The organism is Pseudomonas sp. LBUM1656 (assembly GCF_059716065.1).
Genome location: NZ_CP166800.1, coordinates 515,089 through 532,332 on the forward strand (window position 1 = coordinate 515,089; position 17,244 = coordinate 532,332).

The 17,244-nt window shown below is 60.5% G+C and carries 13 protein-coding genes and 1 pseudogene; all 14 read left to right on the forward strand.

The window, feature by feature from the left end; genetic code table 11:
- Window positions 1–47: 47 nt before the first annotated feature.
- Window positions 48–2,987, forward strand: a complete 2,940-nt coding sequence (glnE, locus tag ACA072_RS02310) for a bifunctional [glutamate--ammonia ligase]-adenylyl-L-tyrosine phosphorylase/[glutamate--ammonia-ligase] adenylyltransferase (RefSeq protein ID WP_497622844.1) — start codon at window positions 48–50, stop codon at window positions 2,985–2,987.
- 307 nt (window positions 2,988–3,294) lie between these two features.
- On the forward strand, window positions 3,295–4,329 hold the full coding sequence (waaF, locus tag ACA072_RS02315; RefSeq protein WP_497622846.1) for a lipopolysaccharide heptosyltransferase II: 1,035 nt from the start codon (window positions 3,295–3,297) through the stop codon (window positions 4,327–4,329).
- Window position 4,330: 1 nt separating this feature from the next.
- Window positions 4,331–5,392 (forward strand): lipopolysaccharide heptosyltransferase I, encoded by a 1,062-nt coding sequence (waaC, locus tag ACA072_RS02320; RefSeq protein ID WP_497622848.1) that lies wholly within the window; start codon window positions 4,331–4,333, stop codon window positions 5,390–5,392.
- A complete protein-coding gene (locus ACA072_RS02325; protein WP_497622850.1) occupies window positions 5,392–6,513 on the forward strand; it encodes a glycosyltransferase family 4 protein in 1,122 nt (373 codons plus the stop codon). Before waaC ends, ACA072_RS02325 begins: the two co-directional genes overlap by 1 nt.
- Window positions 6,513–7,319, forward strand: a complete 807-nt coding sequence (rfaP, locus tag ACA072_RS02330) for a lipopolysaccharide core heptose(I) kinase RfaP (RefSeq protein ID WP_497622852.1) — start codon at window positions 6,513–6,515, stop codon at window positions 7,317–7,319. The genes ACA072_RS02325 and rfaP overlap by 1 nt, the downstream gene beginning before the upstream one ends.
- Complete coding sequence (locus ACA072_RS02335) at window positions 7,319–8,053, forward strand: lipopolysaccharide kinase InaA family protein (protein WP_497622854.1); 735 nt, start codon at window positions 7,319–7,321, stop codon at window positions 8,051–8,053. The genes rfaP and ACA072_RS02335 overlap by 1 nt, the downstream gene beginning before the upstream one ends.
- On the forward strand, window positions 8,050–8,802 hold the full coding sequence (locus ACA072_RS02340) for a lipopolysaccharide kinase InaA family protein (protein ID WP_497622856.1): 753 nt from the start codon (window positions 8,050–8,052) through the stop codon (window positions 8,800–8,802). Before ACA072_RS02335 ends, ACA072_RS02340 begins: the two co-directional genes overlap by 4 nt.
- Entirely contained in the window at window positions 8,802–10,253 is a 1,452-nt protein-coding gene (locus ACA072_RS02345) for a lipopolysaccharide kinase InaA family protein (protein WP_497622858.1), read from the forward strand. Before ACA072_RS02340 ends, ACA072_RS02345 begins: the two co-directional genes overlap by 1 nt.
- 242 nt (window positions 10,254–10,495) lie before the next feature.
- Window positions 10,496–10,831, forward strand: coding sequence for a YceK/YidQ family lipoprotein (locus ACA072_RS02350; protein WP_497622860.1), 336 nt, complete (start codon window positions 10,496–10,498; stop codon window positions 10,829–10,831).
- A gap of 72 nt (window positions 10,832–10,903) precedes the next feature.
- Window positions 10,904–11,784 (forward strand): annotated as a pseudogene (locus tag ACA072_RS02355) (DUF3800 domain-containing protein).
- A 228-nt stretch (window positions 11,785–12,012) separates the two neighbouring features.
- Window positions 12,013–13,770 (forward strand): carbamoyltransferase family protein, encoded by a 1,758-nt coding sequence (locus ACA072_RS02360; protein WP_461956849.1) that lies wholly within the window; start codon window positions 12,013–12,015, stop codon window positions 13,768–13,770.
- On the forward strand, window positions 13,754–14,884 hold the full coding sequence (locus ACA072_RS02365) for a glycosyltransferase (RefSeq protein ID WP_497622861.1): 1,131 nt from the start codon (window positions 13,754–13,756) through the stop codon (window positions 14,882–14,884). The genes ACA072_RS02360 and ACA072_RS02365 overlap by 17 nt, the downstream gene beginning before the upstream one ends.
- The gene (locus ACA072_RS02370) at window positions 14,884–15,780 is read left to right on the forward strand and encodes an antimicrobial resistance protein Mig-14 (protein WP_497622862.1); all 897 of its coding nucleotides are present in this window, start codon (window positions 14,884–14,886) and stop codon (window positions 15,778–15,780) included. The genes ACA072_RS02365 and ACA072_RS02370 overlap by 1 nt, the downstream gene beginning before the upstream one ends.
- Window positions 15,781–15,788: 8 nt before the next feature.
- On the forward strand, window positions 15,789–17,222 hold the full coding sequence (locus ACA072_RS02375; RefSeq protein ID WP_497622863.1) for a PIG-L family deacetylase: 1,434 nt from the start codon (window positions 15,789–15,791) through the stop codon (window positions 17,220–17,222).
- The last annotated feature ends 22 nt before the right edge of the window (window positions 17,223–17,244 follow it).

A 17,244-nucleotide genomic window follows, 5' to 3' on the forward strand; every position in this document is an offset into this window, starting at 1 on the left:
GAAAATTCACTACATGCCGCCCTCTATACGCCGATCAAGGATAGACCATGAGCCTCCCTGTGCTTGCCGAACTGCCCGGCATTCTCCTGCCGTTTGTCACCCGCGCCGAGCAGTCGTTCCGCACTGCCGTGGCCGAGTTGGAAGACGACCATGGCCTGTCTGCCTGGACGCCTGAGCGCTGGGCGCAATTCGCCCGCGTCACCGCCGCCAGCGACTTCGTGACTGAGCAGAGTGTGCGTGACCCTTTGATGTTGCTGACGCTGGTGCAGTCCGGCGAACTGGACCGCTGCTTCACCCCCGGCGAGCTGTGCGGGCAGATCGCGGCGGCGGTGAATGCGGCCGAAACCGACGACGAGCTCGGACGTGTCTTGCGCCGTCAGCGCACCCGTCATCAAGTGCGGATCATCTGGCGTGACCTGACCCGTCAGGCCGACCTGATCCAGACCTGCCGCGACCTCTCGGACATGGCCGATGCGAGCATCGATCAGGCCTATCAGTGGTTGTACGCGCGGCATTGCCAGCAGTTCGGGGTGCCGACCGGCCGGCGCAGTGGCGAGCCGCAGCAGATGGTCATCCTCGGCATGGGTAAGCTCGGTGCCGTAGAGTTGAATCTATCGTCGGACATCGACTTGATTTTCGCCTACCCCGAGGGTGGCGAAACCGTCGGCGTGAAACGCTCGCTGGATAACCAGGAATTTTTCATTCGTCTCGGCCAGCGCCTGATCAAGGCACTGGACCCGATGACTGTTGACGGTTTTGTGTTCCGCGTCGACATGCGCCTGCGTCCATACGGCTCGGCCGGCGCGCTGGTGTTGAGCTTCAACGCGCTGGAGCAGTATTACCAGGACCAGGGTCGCGACTGGGAACGCTACGCGATGATCAAATCGCGGGTGGTGGCCGGCGATCAAGTGGGCGGCGCGCAATTGCAAGAAATGCTACGCCCGTTCGTTTATCGACGTTATCTCGATTTCTCTGCGATCGAAGCGCTGCGCACCATGAAGCAGTTGATCCAGCAGGAAGTGCGGCGCAAGGGCATGGCCGACAACATCAAGCTGGGATCGGGCGGCATCCGCGAAGTGGAATTTATCGCCCAGGCGTTTCAACTGATCCACGGCGGCCGCGACCTGAGCCTGCAGCAACGTCCTCTATTAAAAGTACTGAGCACCCTGGAAGGTCAGGGTTACCTGCCGCCGGCGGTGGTCAGCGAACTGCGCGAAGGCTACGAATTCCTGCGTTACACCGAGCACGCGATCCAGGCGATTGCCGACCGCCAGACCCAGATGCTGCCGGACGGCGCACAGGATCAGGCGCGCATTGCCTTTATGTTGGGCTTCGCTGACTGGGAGGCTTTCCATGAGCAGCTGATGTATTGGCGCGGCCGTGTGGCCTGGCACTTCGGTCAGGTGATCGCCGATCCCGATGAAGAAGAAGGCACTGAAAGCGAAGTGGTGGTCGGCGGTGAATGGCTGCCGCTGTGGGAAGAGGCTCAGGATGAAGAGGCCGCTTGCCGTCAGTTGGAAGAAGGCGGTTTTGCCGATGCCACCAAGGCGCTGAAAGCGTTAGCCGGTTTGCGCAGCAGCCCGCAACTGCGCGCGATGCAGCGCTTGGGTCGCGAACGCCTCGATGCGTTTATTCCGCGGTTGCTGGCTCAGGCTGTCGAGCATGCCAATCCGGATCTGGTGCTGGAACGTGTGCTGCCGCTCGTTGAAGCGGTGGCCCGTCGCTCCGCGTATCTGGTGTTGCTGACCGAGAACCCCGGCGCGCTGCGCCGTTTGCTGACCTTGTGCGCCGCGAGCCCGTGGATTGCTGAGCAAATCACCCGCTTCCCGCTGCTGCTCGACGAATTGCTCAATGAAGGCCGGTTGTTCAAGCCACCCCTTGCGCCGGAACTGGCCGCCGAATTGCGCGAGCGCCTGACACGGATTCCCGAAGACGACCTCGAGCAGCAAATGGAAGCCCTGCGCCATTTCAAACTGGCGCACCGCTTGCGGGTTGCGGCTTCGGAAATCGCCGGCAGCCTGCCGTTGATGAAAGTCAGCGATTACCTGACCTGGCTCGCTGAAGCGATCCTCGCGCAAGTGCTGGCGCTGGCCTGGCGCCAGACCGTGGCCAAATACGGCACGCCACTGCGCACCGACGGCACCTTGTGCGATCCGGGCTTCATCATTGTCGGTTATGGGAAAGTCGGCGGGCTGGAACTGGGGCATGGTTCAGACCTGGACCTGGTGTTCATCCATGACGGTGATCCGCAGGCGGAAACCGACGGGCCGAAACCTATCGACGGCGCGCAGTTCTTCACCCGATTAGGGCAGCGGATCATTCATTTGATTACGACCCAGACCAACTCCGGTCAGTTGTATGAAGTCGATATGCGCCTGCGACCGTCCGGTGCCTCGGGGTTGCTGGTGAGTTCGGTGGGCGCATTTGCCCGTTATCAGGAAAACGAAGCCTGGACCTGGGAGCACCAGGCGCTGGTGCGGGCGCGGGTGCTGGTCGGCAGTCAGGATGTCGGCCAGGCCTTTGAGAAGGTTCGCGCGGCGATATTGGGCAAGGCGCGGGACCTGGCGACCTTGCGCCAGGAGGTGAGCGAGATGCGTGCCAAGATGCGCGATAACCTCGGCAGCAAGAGCACCGCGGCCGGCACCGCGGCAAACGCCTTCGAGGCCGCGGCGCTGTTCGATCTCAAGCAGGACGCCGGAGGTATCGTCGATATTGAATTTATGGTGCAATACGCGGCCCTGGCGTGGTCCGAAACACACCCGCCATTGCTGCGCTGGACGGACAACATCCGCATTCTGGAAGAGCTGGAACACGAAGGGCTGATGCCCGCCGAAGATGCCAGTTTGCTGCGCGAGGCCTACAAAGCCTACCGCTCCGCCGCGCACCGGCAGGCCTTGCAGAAGGACGCCGGGGTGATACCGGGCGACCAGTTCGCGGACGAACGGCGGCAGGTATTGCGGATCTGGCGTGAGCTGGGGCTAAGCTGAAACCGGATAGTTGTAACACTGGATACCCAATGTGGGAGCGGGCTTGCTCGCGAAAGCGGAGTGTCAGTCGACAGGGATTTTTGATGTGACGGCCCCTTCGCGAGCAAGCCCGCTCCCACAGTAGATCTGCATTGCTTCGCAGATTGATGTACACCAAATCCCAATGTGGGAGCGAGCTTGCTCGCGATAGTGGAGTGACAGTCGACAGCAATGTTGAAGGTGATGACCCATCGCAAGCGTGCAGGCTCCCGCAGTGATTCTCGAGGCGGGGAGGCGTATGCCTCCCCGGTTCGTTTTTGGAAACCACATGAAAATTCTGATCGTTGGGCCCAGTTGGGTCGGTGACATGGTGATGGCGCAGACACTGTTTCAGTGTCTCAAGCAACGCCACCCGCAATGCGAAATCGACGTCCTGGCCCCCGAGTGGAGCCGGCCGATCCTGGAGCGCATGCCCGAAGTCCGCCAGGCCTTGAGCTTTCCGCTCGGCCACGGCGCCCTCGAGCTGGCGACACGTCGACGCATCGGCAAATCCCTGGCCGGCCAGTACGACCAGGCGATCCTGCTGCCAAATTCCTTGAAGTCGGCGCTCGTGCCGTTCTTCGCCGGCATTCCGAAACGCACCGGCTGGCGTGGCGAGTTTCGCTACGGCCTGCTCAATGACGTGCGCACCCTCGATAAAGAACGTTATCCGCTGATGATCGAGCGCTTCATGGCGCTGGCTTATGAGCGCGATGCCGAACTGCCGACACCGTATCCACGGCCAAGCCTGCAGATCGACCCGGTCACCCGCGAGGCGGCGCTGGCCAAGTTCGGTCTGGCCCTCGACCGTCCGGTGTTGGCCCTGTGTCCCGGTGCCGAGTTCGGCGAATCCAAGCGCTGGCCATCCGAGCACTACGCCAAGGTCGCCGAAGCGAAGATCCGCGAAGGCTGGCAAGTCTGGTTGTTCGGTTCGAAAAACGATCACGCGGTCGGCGAAGACATCCGCGCGCGGCTGATACCCGGCCTGCGTGAAGAGTCGGTCAACCTCAGCGGCGGTACGTCCCTGGCCGAAGCCATCGACCTGATGTCCTGCGCCGATTCGGTGGTGTCCAACGACTCCGGCCTGATGCACGTCGCCGCCGCGTTGAACCGTCCGTTGGTGGCGGTTTACGGCTCGACCTCGCCGGGCTTCACGCCGCCCTTGGCCGAGCACGTCGAGATCGTGCGCCTGGGCCTCGAATGCAGCCCGTGCTTCGATCGAACCTGCCGTTTCGGTCATTACAACTGCCTGCGCCAGCTTATGCCGCAAGCGGTGAACGAAGCCTTGCAGCGTTTGCAGGGCACTGTGGTCGAGGTCAAATAGTTTGCGCGTTCTGTTGATCAAGACTTCTTCGCTCGGCGACGTGATTCACGCATTGCCAGCGTTGACCGACGCGGCGCGGGCGATCCCCGGTATCACGTTCGACTGGGTGGTGGAAGAAGGCTTCGCCGAAATCCCGACCTGGCACCCGGCCGTGGGCAAGGTGATCCCGGTGGCGATCCGTCGCTGGCGCAAAAACCTCTGGCAGACCATCAAAAGTGGCGAGTGGAAGCGCTTCAAGCAAAGCGTTCGCGCTACCCAATACGATCTGGTGATTGACGCTCAGGGCCTGCTGAAAAGCGCTTGGCTGACGCGCTATGTCAAAGCGCCGGTCGCCGGGCTGGACAAGGACTCGGCCCGGGAGCCAATCGCCGCCCGCTTCTATTCCCGTCGCCTGGCCGTGGGCCGTGGGCAGCACGCGGTCGAGCGAGTGCGTCAATTGTTCGCCCTGGCGTTGGGCTACGACTTGCCCAAAGGCCTGGGCGATTACGGCCTGAACGTCGAGCGGCTGGTGGAACTGCCGCGCAAGAATCCGTACGTGCTGTTCCTGCACGGCACCACGTGGGACACCAAACACTGGCCGGAAGCCTATTGGCGCGAACTGGCCGAGCGGGTTGGCTATCTCGGCGTCGGCGTGAAGCTGCCGTGGGGCAATCCAATCGAGAAAGCCCGGGCCGAGCGCATTGCTGCAGGTTTCAGGCATGTCGAAGTACTGCCCAAACTGAACCTCGCGGGTGTCGGCAAAGTGCTGGCCGGTGCTCAGGCCTGCGTGGCAGTCGACACGGGCCTCGGTCATTTGGCCGCCGCGCTCGACGTACCGACCCTGTCGCTGTTCGGCCCGACCAACCCGGGCCTGACCGGCGCCTATGGCAAGGCGCAGATTCACATTGCCAGCGATTTCCCCTGCGCGCCGTGTCTGCAAAAGAAATGCACCTATCAACCGACGGCCGAAGATGCCCGTCAGTTCGACCTGAAACGCGAGTGGCCGCTGTGCTTCACGCGTCTGAATCCCGAGCGTGTCGCGACCCGACTGAGCACGTTGTTACTGGCTGAGGAGCTGCGCTGATGCAATTGGCATTCGTCTTGTACAAGTACTTTCCATTCGGGGGCTTGCAGCGCGATTTCATGCGCATCGCCCTGGAATGCCAGCAACGCGGCCATCAGATTCGCGTCTACACGCTGATCTGGGAAGGCGATGTCCCGCCGGGTTTCGAAGTGCTGGTGGCGCCGGTCAAGGCGTTCTTCAATCATCGGCGCAACGAGAAACTCAGCGAATGGATGGAAGCGGACCTGGCCAAGCGTCCCGTGGACCGTCTGATCGGATTCAACAAGATGCCGGGCCTCGACGTTTACTACGCCGCCGATGGCTGTTTCGAAGACAAGGCGCAGAACCTGCGCAACTCGCTGTACCGTCGCTGGGGTCGCTACCGGCACTTCGCCGAGTACGAACGCGCGGTGTTCGCCAAGGACGCCAAGACTGAAGTGCTGATGATTTCAGAGGTTCAGCAGCCGCTGTTCATCAAGCATTACGACACACCGCTGGAGCGCTTCCATTTGCTGCCGCCGGGTATTTCCCATGACCGTCGCGCGCCGGCCAATGCCGCCGAAATCCGTGCCGATTTCCGTCGCGAATTCAACCTCAAGGACGATGAGTTGCTGCTGGTGCAGATTGGCTCCGGGTTCAAGACCAAGGGCGTGGATCGCAGCCTCAAGGCGCTGGCCGCGTTGCCCGCTGATCTGAAGAAACGCACCCGGCTGTTTGTAATTGGCCAGGATGACCCCAAATTATTCCAGATGCAGAGCGCCACCCTTGGGCTCGGCGAGAACGTGACGTTTCTCAAGGGGCGCAGCGATATCCCGCGTTTCCTGCTCGGCGCCGATTTGTTGATCCACCCGGCGTATAACGAAAACACCGGGACCGTGTTGCTCGAAGCCCTGGTGGCCGGGTTGCCAGTATTGGTGAGCGCGGTGTGCGGTTACGCCCATTACATCGCCGAGGCCGATGCGGGCCTGGTGTTGGACGAACCGTTCGATCAGTCGCAACTGACCCAGTACCTGACCGGCATGTTGAACGACGCTCAAGCACGGGCGGCCTGGAGCCGCAACGGTCTGGCCTTCGCTGAGACGGCCGACCTCTACAGCATGCCGCAGCACGCGGCCGATGTGATTCTGGCGGAGCACGCTTAATGAAGTTGATGCTGGCTGAACCGTTCAAGAGCCTTTGGGCCGGACGCGATGCGTTCACCGAAGTCGAAGGCTTGCAGGGCGAGGTTTACCGTGAACTGGAAGCGCGCCGCACCTTGCGCACTGAAGTGAACGGCAATGGTTTTTTCGTGAAGATCCACCGTGGCATCGGCTGGGGCGAGATTTTCAAGAACCTGCTGACGGCCAAGCTGCCGGTACTCGGCGCGGGTCAGGAGTGGAAGGCCATTCAGCGCCTGAAAGAAGTCGGCGTGCCGACCATGACCGCAGTCGCTTACGGCGAGAAGGGCCGCAATCCGGCGGATCAGCACTCGTTTATCGTCACCGAAGAGCTGGCGCCGACCGTCAGTCTCGAAGACTTCAGCATCGACTGGATCAAGAACCCGCCCGAACCCAGACTCAAGCGCGCCCTGATCGCCGAAGTCGCACGCATGACCGGCATGATGCACCGCGCCGGGGTCAACCACCGCGACTGCTACATCTGTCACTTCCTGCTGCACACCGATAAACCGGTGACAGCTGACGACTTCAAGCTTTCGGTGATCGACCTGCACCGTGCCCAGACTCGTCCGACGATCACCCAGCGCTGGCGCAACAAGGATCTGGCGGCGCTGTACTTTTCGGCCCTGGATATCGGCCTGTCCAAGCGCGACAAACTGCGATTCCTCAAAGGCTACTTCCAGCGGCCCTTGCGCCAGATTCTGGGCGAGGAAGCCGGATTGCTCGCCTGGCTCGAAGGCAAGGCCAACAAACTCTACGACCGTAAACAGCGATACGGGGATGCGCTCTGATGCCCGGTTGGAAACTGGAACCTGCTTACAGCGACCTGACGGAAGATTTTGGCAGCCTGGAAGCGGTGTTCGCGCTTCAGGGCGAACGCCTGACCCGCGACCCGCTGTCCGAGGTCATCCGCGTCAATCGCAACGGCGTCAATTATTACGTCAAGCGCTACAGCGGCGCCGGCAAAGGCCTGCGCCGCTATTTGGGCAAGCCTCGGGTCAAGGCCGAATGGCAGAACCTCAAGCGCTTCGCCAAGTGGGGCATTCCGACCGCTGAAGTGGTTGCCTGGGGCCTGGAGCGGCGTGGCGCGGCCTATGCCCGTGGCGCGATGATCACCCGTGAACTGCCGAACACCGAAGACTTGTCGGCCCTCGCCGACCGGCACGATCCCAAGTTGGCGGACCGCGCCTGGGTCGATACCGTCAGCCGTCAGTTGGCCGGTTATACCCGGACCATGCACGACAACCGTTTTACCCATAACGATTTGAAGTGGCGCAACCTGCTGATCGACGATGAGGCCAAGCTGTTCCTGATCGATTGCCCCAACGGCGATTTCTGGCGCGGCTTCTGGCTCAAGTACCGGATCACCAAGGACCTGGCCTGCCTCGACAAGGTGGCGAAATATCACCTGTCGGCCACCCAGCGACTGCGCTTTTACCTGCAATACCGCCAGCGTGACCGGCTGAATGCCGACGACAAAAAACGCATCCGGCACGTGGTGAGATTTTTCGAGGGACGCGAATGACTGATTTTCTGGCCGCTGAAGACCGTGCGCTGCTTGAGCGTCATGGTCTCGGCACGTTCGATGCACTCTGGGCCAAGCAGCTCGACGCGGTGGATGAACCCAACACTGTCGGTGGCGGCTGGAGCAGTGTGTTTCGGCTGGATCTGGAAGGTCATGGCTATTACCTCAAGCGCCAGAGCAACTACCTGACGCGCACCTTCCATGCGCCGTTGGGCGAGCCGAGTTTTGCCCGCGAGTTTCGCAACATCAGTCGTTATCAGAAGCTGGGCATTCCAGCGCTGCAGGCAGCGTTTTTCGGTGAGCGCAAAGTCGACGGGGAAGTGCGGGCGGTACTGCTGACCCGCGCGCTGGACGGTTGGGATGACCTGGATTCGCTGTTGCAGCGCTGGTCGGACCTGAGCGAGGCGCAGCACGTGGCCATTATGAAAGCCTGTGGCGAACTGGCGCGACGCCTGCACGGCGTACGCCAGCTTCACGGGTGTTTCTACCCTAAACACATTTTTCTGCAGGCCACGGGCGACGGTTATCAGGCGCAGTTGATCGACCTGGAAAAGACCCGACCGTTACTGTTCGGTCAGCGTGACCGGATCAAGGACCTTGAGCCGTTGCTGCGCCGCGCGCCGGAGTGGACTGAAGCGCAGCTGCGCGAGTTGCTGGCGGTGTACGTGGATCAGCCGCGGGACAGTTCGCTGGTGGACAGTTGGGTGTCGCGCCTGACTGCGCGGCGCAGTCGCAAGGAGACGCGCTGATGCGGTTGTCTGAACTGAAAAACGCCGGTCGCAGCCCGCGCCTGCCGATGAGCATTTCGCTGGCCGATGCTGCCGGTCCCGCCGAGTTGCAGTTGCTGAGTCTGCTGCGAGTCCTGCCGGGGCAGCGTTACGTCGGCGCCGGTGTATGGCGCGGCCGTCCGGTGCTGGCCAAATTGTTGGTCGGCAGTAAAGCGGCGCGGCATTTTCAACGTGAGCGGGACGGCGTGCGTTTGCTCGCCGATCAAGGCCTGACCACGCCGCAGCTGTTGGCGGACGGTTTGAACGAGGGCCAGGGTGGCTGGCTGTTGTTCGACTTCCTCGAAGGCGCCGAGAGCCTCGGTGATACCTGGAAAAAAGTCGAACATCTACCGGTGCTGGCGGACATGCAAGGCGCCGTGCTGGCCGAGGCGTTGGGTGCCATTGGCCAAATGCATCGCAAGGGGCTCTGGCAGGAAGACCTGCATCTGGACAATCTCTTGCGTCAGCGAGGTCGGTTGTACCTGATCGATGGCGGCGGTGTCTGTGCTGAAACCCCGGGCCAGCCGCTGTCACGGCAGAAAGTCCTGGAAAACCTCGGTGTATTTTTCGCCCAGTTGCCCAAGTCGCTGGAGCCGTTCACCGAAGAATTGCTGGTGTATTACCTGCTGAGCAATGGCGAACATGCATTGCCGATGGAAGCGTTGCAGAAGCAGATCGACAAGGTTCGCAGCTGGCGTTTGAAGGATTACCTGATCAAGGCGGGTCGCGAATGCACGTTGTTCTGCGTCCAGCGTGGGGCGTTTGGCCTGCGGGCTATTCGTCGCGAGGAAGAAGCGGCAATGCTGCCCGTGTTGGAGCAGGCCGATGCCTTGCTCGATCAGGGTCATCTGTATAAGACCGGCGGCGCGGCGAGCGTAGGAAAAGTCGAGGTTGATGGTCGGACGCTGGTGATCAAGCGCTACAACATCAAAGGCTTTGCACACTGGCTCAAACGCTTCTGGCGCCCGAGTCGTGCCTGGCACTCGTGGCGCGAAGGCAATCGCCTCGCCTTCCTCGGTATCGCTACGCCAAAACCGTTGGCACTGCTGGAGAAGCGTTTTTTCTGGCTGCGCAGCCGGGCGTACTTGATCACCGAATATCTGCCGGGGCCGGACATCATCGAGCGCTTTGCGCCCTACGTTGAACGTGGTGATGCGCCTGAGGCTGAATTGGCGGCACTGGATCATTTGTTTGCCGAGCTGATTCGCGAGCGGATCAGTCATGGGGATTTCAAGGGGCACAACCTGTTCTGGCAGCAGGATCGCTGGGCGCTGATCGATCTGGATTCGATGTGTCAGCACGGCTCGGCAAGCAGCTTTGCCCCCGCGTATGCGCGGGACCGGGCTCGGTTCATGCGTAACTGGCCCGAAGAAAGCGCGCTCTACCAAGTCATTGATCAGCGGCTTCCCAAAGACATCTCTGACGCTGCCTGAATTGGGTCTTCGACCCTTTCGCGAGCAAGCCCGCTCCCACAGTGGTTCTGCGTCGCACACAAAATATGTGTACGACACAAAACCACTGTGGGAGCGGGCTTGCTCGCGAAAGGGGCCAGAACAGACACCCGAGATTAAGGGGACAAGTTTTTGTGAACAGTCCTACATGATCCACAGACCCCATGAACTGTGCCCCGAATAGCCACGATGCTAGTTTGCCTGACGTTCACGGAGGGCAAATCTTGACCATAAAAACGGCTGTTGCAATCGGTACTTTCTCACTGGTTTTATCGGGCTGCGGCACCGCACTGACGGTGCTGCAAGATGACGAAGACGCCGCTCGCGGCCTGCGCAAGCAAAAAACCTACTGCCAGTCCATCCCCCGCATTTACAGCGGACTGGCCTACGACTTCTGCATCTTGAATGCCCCGCCTGATCCCACCGGCTTCCTCGTCCCCTTCGTATTGCTGGACCTGACCCTGTCGGGGGTCATGGACACGGTTTCCTTGCCCTACACGATTTATCGGCAGGCCACCGACGGCAATCTCGGTATTTACTGGCGGGCAGGTCGTGGGTAACGCTGTTGTATTCCAGCGTGTCAGTGCTGCACCAAACGCACCTGGCTCAAAAAAATAAGGAAGACTTGCTCAGTGTCGACCCCGACTTTGCCCTCTCAACAGTTTTTTCTTTTTGAAAACGAAAGCGAATTCGAAGCAAATGTTGAGGCGAAAAAGCTCTTACCTCCGTCCGGGAGGTATAGCGATTTCATAATTTATGTGGATGAAAGCGGCGATCATGGGATGCAAACATTAGATCCAAACTATCCAATGTTTGTGCTCGCATTTTGTGTATTTCATAAAAGGCATTATTGCGAGAAGGTTATCCCTGCCATTCAGAAGTTTAAGTTCAATCATATGGGGCACGACCTGGTCGGTCTGCATGAGTTGGAAATCCGGAAAGAAAAGGGAGCGTTCTCTAGCCTGTTCACATCCAGGCATCACAAACACGCCTTTCTGGAAGAGTTGACGGCCATCATTAACGCAAGCAATTTCGTGCTAATCAGTTGCGTTATCGACAAAAGCCGCTCTTCGCGAAAAACAAGGTCCTGTTCACAATCCTTATCACGTCGCCCTCGGCTTCTGCCTGGAAACGCTTTATGAATTTCTACAGGAAAAGAATCAGCAGAGTGCGTTGACTCATGTGATTTTCGAGCGTCGCGGAAAAAGGGAGGATAACGAGCTTGAACTGGAATTTCGTCGGATGTGTGATGGCGCGAACCGGCTGAGCATTCAGTTGCCGTTCGACCATCGTCTTTGCAACCAAGCAAGTGAATTCCACGGGGTTACAGCTAGCGGATCTTGTTGCAAGACCCATTGGTATGAGCGTTTTACGGTCAGGGCAAGAAAATCGTGCCTTTGACGTGCTCAAGCGTAAGTTCTACTGCAGTGGTGGTCGCGAAAAGGTGGGGGAGGGTTTCGAAAACTGGGGTTTGAAAATTTTCCCTCTTTCAGAAAGCGAAAAGCCCCGATGAAACTCACCGAGGCCAGAACGCCGACCGGGATCCCCCAGTCCATTTGCGCAGGAGTTTATGTCGGGGTCCTTCATCTGTCAACGCGCCAGCATGCCACTTCCCGCTAGAGGCTTGCCGCCGCTTTTACGCTATAATCCCGCCCTTTAGCTGTCTCTCGCCCCTTGCGAGGGGCACATCAATTTTTGAGGCGCTTGTCGCCTGCATGCAGACTAAAGAGGCTAGACCCCTGTGGCATTGACGATTCTTGGCCTGTCCGGCGCCCTTAGCCATGATCCTTCCGCAGCCTTGTACATCGACGGCAAGCTGGTCGCGGCGGCTGAAGAAGAGCGCTTTGTGCGCGATAAACATGCAAAGAACCGCATGCCCTACGAATCGGCGAAGTTCTGCCTCGAGCAAGCAGGCATCAAGCCGTCCGACGTTGACGTGGTCGCGATCCCATTCGCCCCGATCAGCCTGTTCGGCAAGGCTCGGTGGCAGTACGCCAAGCGTTACTGGTACGCCCCGGACCGCGCCCTCGATGCGATCCTGATGGGCAACCGTCGCTACAAGCGCTATCGCAACAAGATCGTCTGGTGCCTCGAGCAACTGGGCTTCGATCCGAAGAAAATCAAGATCGAACCCGTTGAGCATCACCTGGCCCACGCCTCCAGTGCTTACCACTGCTCCGGTTTCAAAGAGAAAACCGCGATCCTGGGGATCGACGGCAAGGGTGAGTACGCCACGACCTTCTTCGGTTACGGCGAAAACGGCAAGATCCACAAGATCAAGGAATTCTTCGACCCGGACTCCCTCGGCGGCCTGTATGGCGCGATCACCGAGTTCCTCGGTTTCGATATGCTCGACGGTGAGTTCAAGGTCATGGGCATGGCGCCGTACGGCGACGCCAGCAAATACGATTTCTCGCGCCTGGCTTCGTTCGAAAACGGCGAGTTGGTGATCAACACCGACTACGCCAACGTCATCGGCCTGCGTCGTTATAAAGAGAAGGGCAAAGGCTACTACTTCTCGCCGAAGCTGATCGAGTGGCTGGGTCCGAAGCGCGAAGGTGATATCGCCGACGAGCCCTACATCCACTACGCCGCGAGCATTCAAGCGCTGTTCGAAAAAATCTCGCTGCAGATGATCGACTACTACCTGGGCGACGTGCTCAAGGAAACCGGCAAGCTGGCCTACGCCGGCGGCTGTGCGTTGAACGTCAAGCTCAACCAGAAAATCATCGCTCGCGATGACGTCAAGGAACTGTTCGTCCAGCCTGCGTCCGGCGATGCCGGTACGGCGGTCGGTGCTGCGGCCTATGTGTCCCACGCCCGTGGTGTACCGGTCGAGAAGATGGAACACGTCTACCTCGGCCCGTCCTACAGCAACGAAGACGTTGTCGCCGCGTGTGCCCGTCACCCGAGCAAGCCGGTATGGCGCAAGCTCGAAAACATGCCGGAAAACATTGCCAAGATCATGGTCGACGGCAACCCTGTGGCCTGGTTCCAGGGCCGCATGGAGTTCGGCCCGCGCGCCTTGGGCGGTCGTTCGATCATCGGTTGCCCGAGTGCTGTCGGCGTGGCTGACCGCATCAACCACCAGATCAAGTTCCGCGAGCGCTGGAGGCCTTTCTGCCCGTCGATGCTCGACACCGTGGCTCCGCAGATGATCAAGATCGATCACCCTGCGCCGTTCATGACCTTCACCTTTGAAGTGGCGGAAGAGTGGAAAACCCGCGTGCCGGAAGTCGTCCACGAAGACGGCACGTCCCGGGCCCAGGTGCTCAAGCGCGAATACAACCCGCGCTACTACGACATGATGAAGGCACTGGAAGTGCTGACCGGCAACGGCGTGTCGCTGAACACCTCGCTCAACCGTCGTGGCGAGCCAATGATCTGCTCGCCGACCGACGCGCTGAACATGTTCTTCGGTTCCGATCTACAGTATCTGATCATGGAAGACATCCTGGTGGTCAAAGAGGGCGCCAACGCTTATGACACGCTCGGCTGAACGCCATGTGTTGCAGTTCTGCCACGGCTATGACGGGCCGTTCCTGGACTGCGCCCGGCAGTACGCCAGCCTGTTCGCGGGGACTGGCTATCGTGTGACCACGGTCTTTTTGACCGGGGCCGCCGATAGCGAAGTCGCCGCGAACTGCGCTTCCGATGAAGTGCTGTTCATGGAATACAGCTCCAAGGCCATTCGTGGCCTGAAACTGGGCGCCATCGGCGATCTGCGCAAGATCGCCGCCTCGCGCAACTTCAGTTTCTGCATTGCCCACCGCTTCAAACCGATCTACATCGCCTTGCTCGGCACCTCGCTGCCGGTGATTGGTGTGCATCACGCCTTTGGCGATTACAAACGCGGCACCCGCAAACTGTTCGCGCATATTTTCCGCAAGCGCCTGAGCCTGCTCGGCGTCTCCGATGCGGTGCGTGACGACATGCGTCGTTGCCTGCCGAAATGGCCGGCCGGGCGGATTCAGACGCTTTATAACCGTGTCGATGTGCCGGCCTTGCAGACCAGCCAGGTGTCAGTGCGCGAAGCCCGGGAAACCCTCGGCCTGTCGGCGGATGCCTGGATTGTCGGCAACGTCGGGCGGCTGCATCCGGACAAAGACCAGACCACGCTGCTGCACGGTTTTGCCGAGGCATTGCCGGGCTTGCCGCCCAACAGCCAACTGGTGATCCTCGGCAGCGGTCGACTGGAACAGGACCTCAAGGCCCTGGCCCGGGAACTGGGTATCGGTGATCGCGTGCTGTTTCTCGGTCAAGTGCCGGATGCCCGCCGCTACTTCCGTGCATTCGATGTGTTTGCCCTGAGCTCTGATCACGAACCCTTCGGCATGGTGCTGCTCGAAGCCATGGCCGCCGGTGTACCGTTGCTCGCCACTGCTTGCGGTGGGGCGAAGGAAGTCGTTGAAGGCGTGGGCATTCTGTTCCCGCTGGGCGATGCCGAACACTTGGCCCAAGGGCTGCAACACCTGGCAGCGATGGACGACCAGCAACGTCACCAGTGCGCCGAGATGATGCTCGATCGCCTGCGTGAGCGTTTCTCCGACCGCGCGGTACGCGATGCTTTCTGGCATTTGCCACACGTCACCGAACTGGCACCGAGGGGCTGATGCTCAACCGATTTCAAGGCTGGCGCGAGCGTGGCTGGGCGGTAGTCGACGCCTCGACTTATGCACAAGCCTGGCAGCGTTTTGGCGGCAGCGTCGCGACCCATCCGCTGGTGGTTGAAAGACTGGCACAGTTGGCCGACATCCCGGTGCGTTACCTGGCCTGGGAGCAGAACGGTGAAGTGAAAGCCGCCATCCCGACCTGGGGGCGCGACCTGGCACTGTCCAAAGACGTGCTCAAGCGCCGCGGTAAAAAAGGCTTGTTCGACCTCGGCAATGCCGAGTTGATCCTGCCCGCCGCCGCTGGCGCCCAGGCGCCTCTGCGCCATCGCGGACGTTATTTATCGGCGCTCAGCGAAGGCCGTTTCACCGATATCAAGTTGCAGACCGAACAGCTGGCCATGGCCCGCACACCCGAAGAGTTGTCAAAGAAGTTTCGCTACAACCAGCGCCGTGAATTGCGACTGCTGGAAGAAGCGGGCGGGGTGGTGCGGCCGGTCGCCGACTTTTCCAGCGCTGAGCTGGCCGCGATCTACTGCGACCTGTTCCAGCGGCGCTGGGGTTTCCCGGCCACTGGAGCCGAACGTATGGGCGAGGTGATCGAGCTGTTGCGGGATTTGCTGATCGGCTCGGTGATTTTTCTCAACGATGCCCCGATTGCGATTCAGCTGGTGTACCGCGTCGAGGCCCCGGAGTGGATCAGCGTCGAGTACATCAATGGCGGCGTCGATCCTGAAACACGCGAGTTCAGTCCCGGCAGCGTGCTGAGTTTCCTCAACACCCAAAGTGCCTGGGAACACGCCCGCGCCCTGGGTAAACCCTTGCGGTTTTCCTTCGGCCGCGCCGACCGGGAATACAAGGACCGCTGGTGCAATCCTGTGCCGGTCTTCACTGTGTGAGTGAACCCATGAGCCGCAAACAGCTACTGCTCAAGCGCCATCGGCGCAACAAACGCATCGGCCTGTTGATCGCGCTGGTGCTGATGATTGTCATCGGCGTGCTGGTGGCGTGGTGGTTGCCGCTGGTGCTCGCAGTGCTGGGCTGGATTGCTCACGAAGCCTGGTTTGCCGATCACCTCTTCTACTCGCCAAAAGACGATTACCACTACAGCTTCCCGCCTTACACCCCGCAGCCCAAGGTGCATCTGGACGGTGAGCGGTTGCGCCTGGACGAAGGCGTGATGCTGGTCGACGACGCGACGCTGATGTTGGCGCTGCGGGTAAAAAGCACGTGGCTGGGGCGTTTTATAGACCCGGTGGTCGAATTGCTGGGTGGCGAAAACCCGGACCGCCAGACGTTTGAGCGCGGTGTGAATGGCCTGCGTTACCTGAACCTCAGCGGTCAGGCAGACGTGTTGTCGCGTGGCGAGTTGCGCCTGCACGGACGCTTCTGCCGCTTGCTCGGCGAGCCGGTGCTGTGGGCGCTGGAGCAACCGGATTATCGCCGCCAGCGGGTGATGGTGATCGCGCCCCACGCCGACGACGCCGAACTGGCCGCCTACGGTTTGTACAGCCAGGCTGACGAAGCCTGGATTGTCACCCTGACGGCTGGCGAAATCGAAGCCGAACATTATCAACAGATCGGCCTGAGCAAAGTCGAGGCCGCCCGACTCAAGGGCCGTTTGCGCGCCTGGGACAGCATCGCTGTGCCGCGTTGGGCGGGCGTGCCTGAAGCGCATTGCGTGCAGTTGGGTTATTTCTGTCTGCAACTGGCGGCGATGCAAGCCGCCCCGGCGCAGCCGATGGGTTCCCGTGAAGCCGAGTTGAGCGACACCCGCGTCTATCGCCAGTTGAATCCATTTGCCCTGCCGGGCGACATCGACGGCGCGCCAACCTGGAACAATCTGTTGGCCGATCTGCGTGAACTGTTGTTGCGCGCGCGCCCTGAAGTGATCGTGCTGCCGCACCCGACGCTCGATCCGCATCCCGATCATCTCTGCGCCCAGCAGGCGGTCCTTGAAGCCTTGAAAGGCCTGGAATGGCAGCCGACCACCTTGCTCGGCTACGCCAATCATCTGCACGATAACGATCGCTGGCCGATGGGCGACGCGGGGCACGGTATCGCGCTGCCGCCGGCCTTCGACCCGGCGACGCCGATGCAGCCTTGCTGCCTGCCGCTGTCGCTGGATCTTCAGCGTGACAAAGCCATGGCGCTGGGCATGATGCACGACCTGCAACCGCCCATGCCGTTCAAGCGACGTTTGCGTCGGTTGATACAACGGCTGCTGGCCCGTAGAGTGCCGCCCCTTTATGGCGAGAACGAGTTTTTTCGCAAAGCGGTCAGACGCCATGAATTGTTTTGGCTTTTGAAGCATGGTGAAACATCTCAACAGCAGAAATGAAGCACTTCGCGGCCTAGCATGA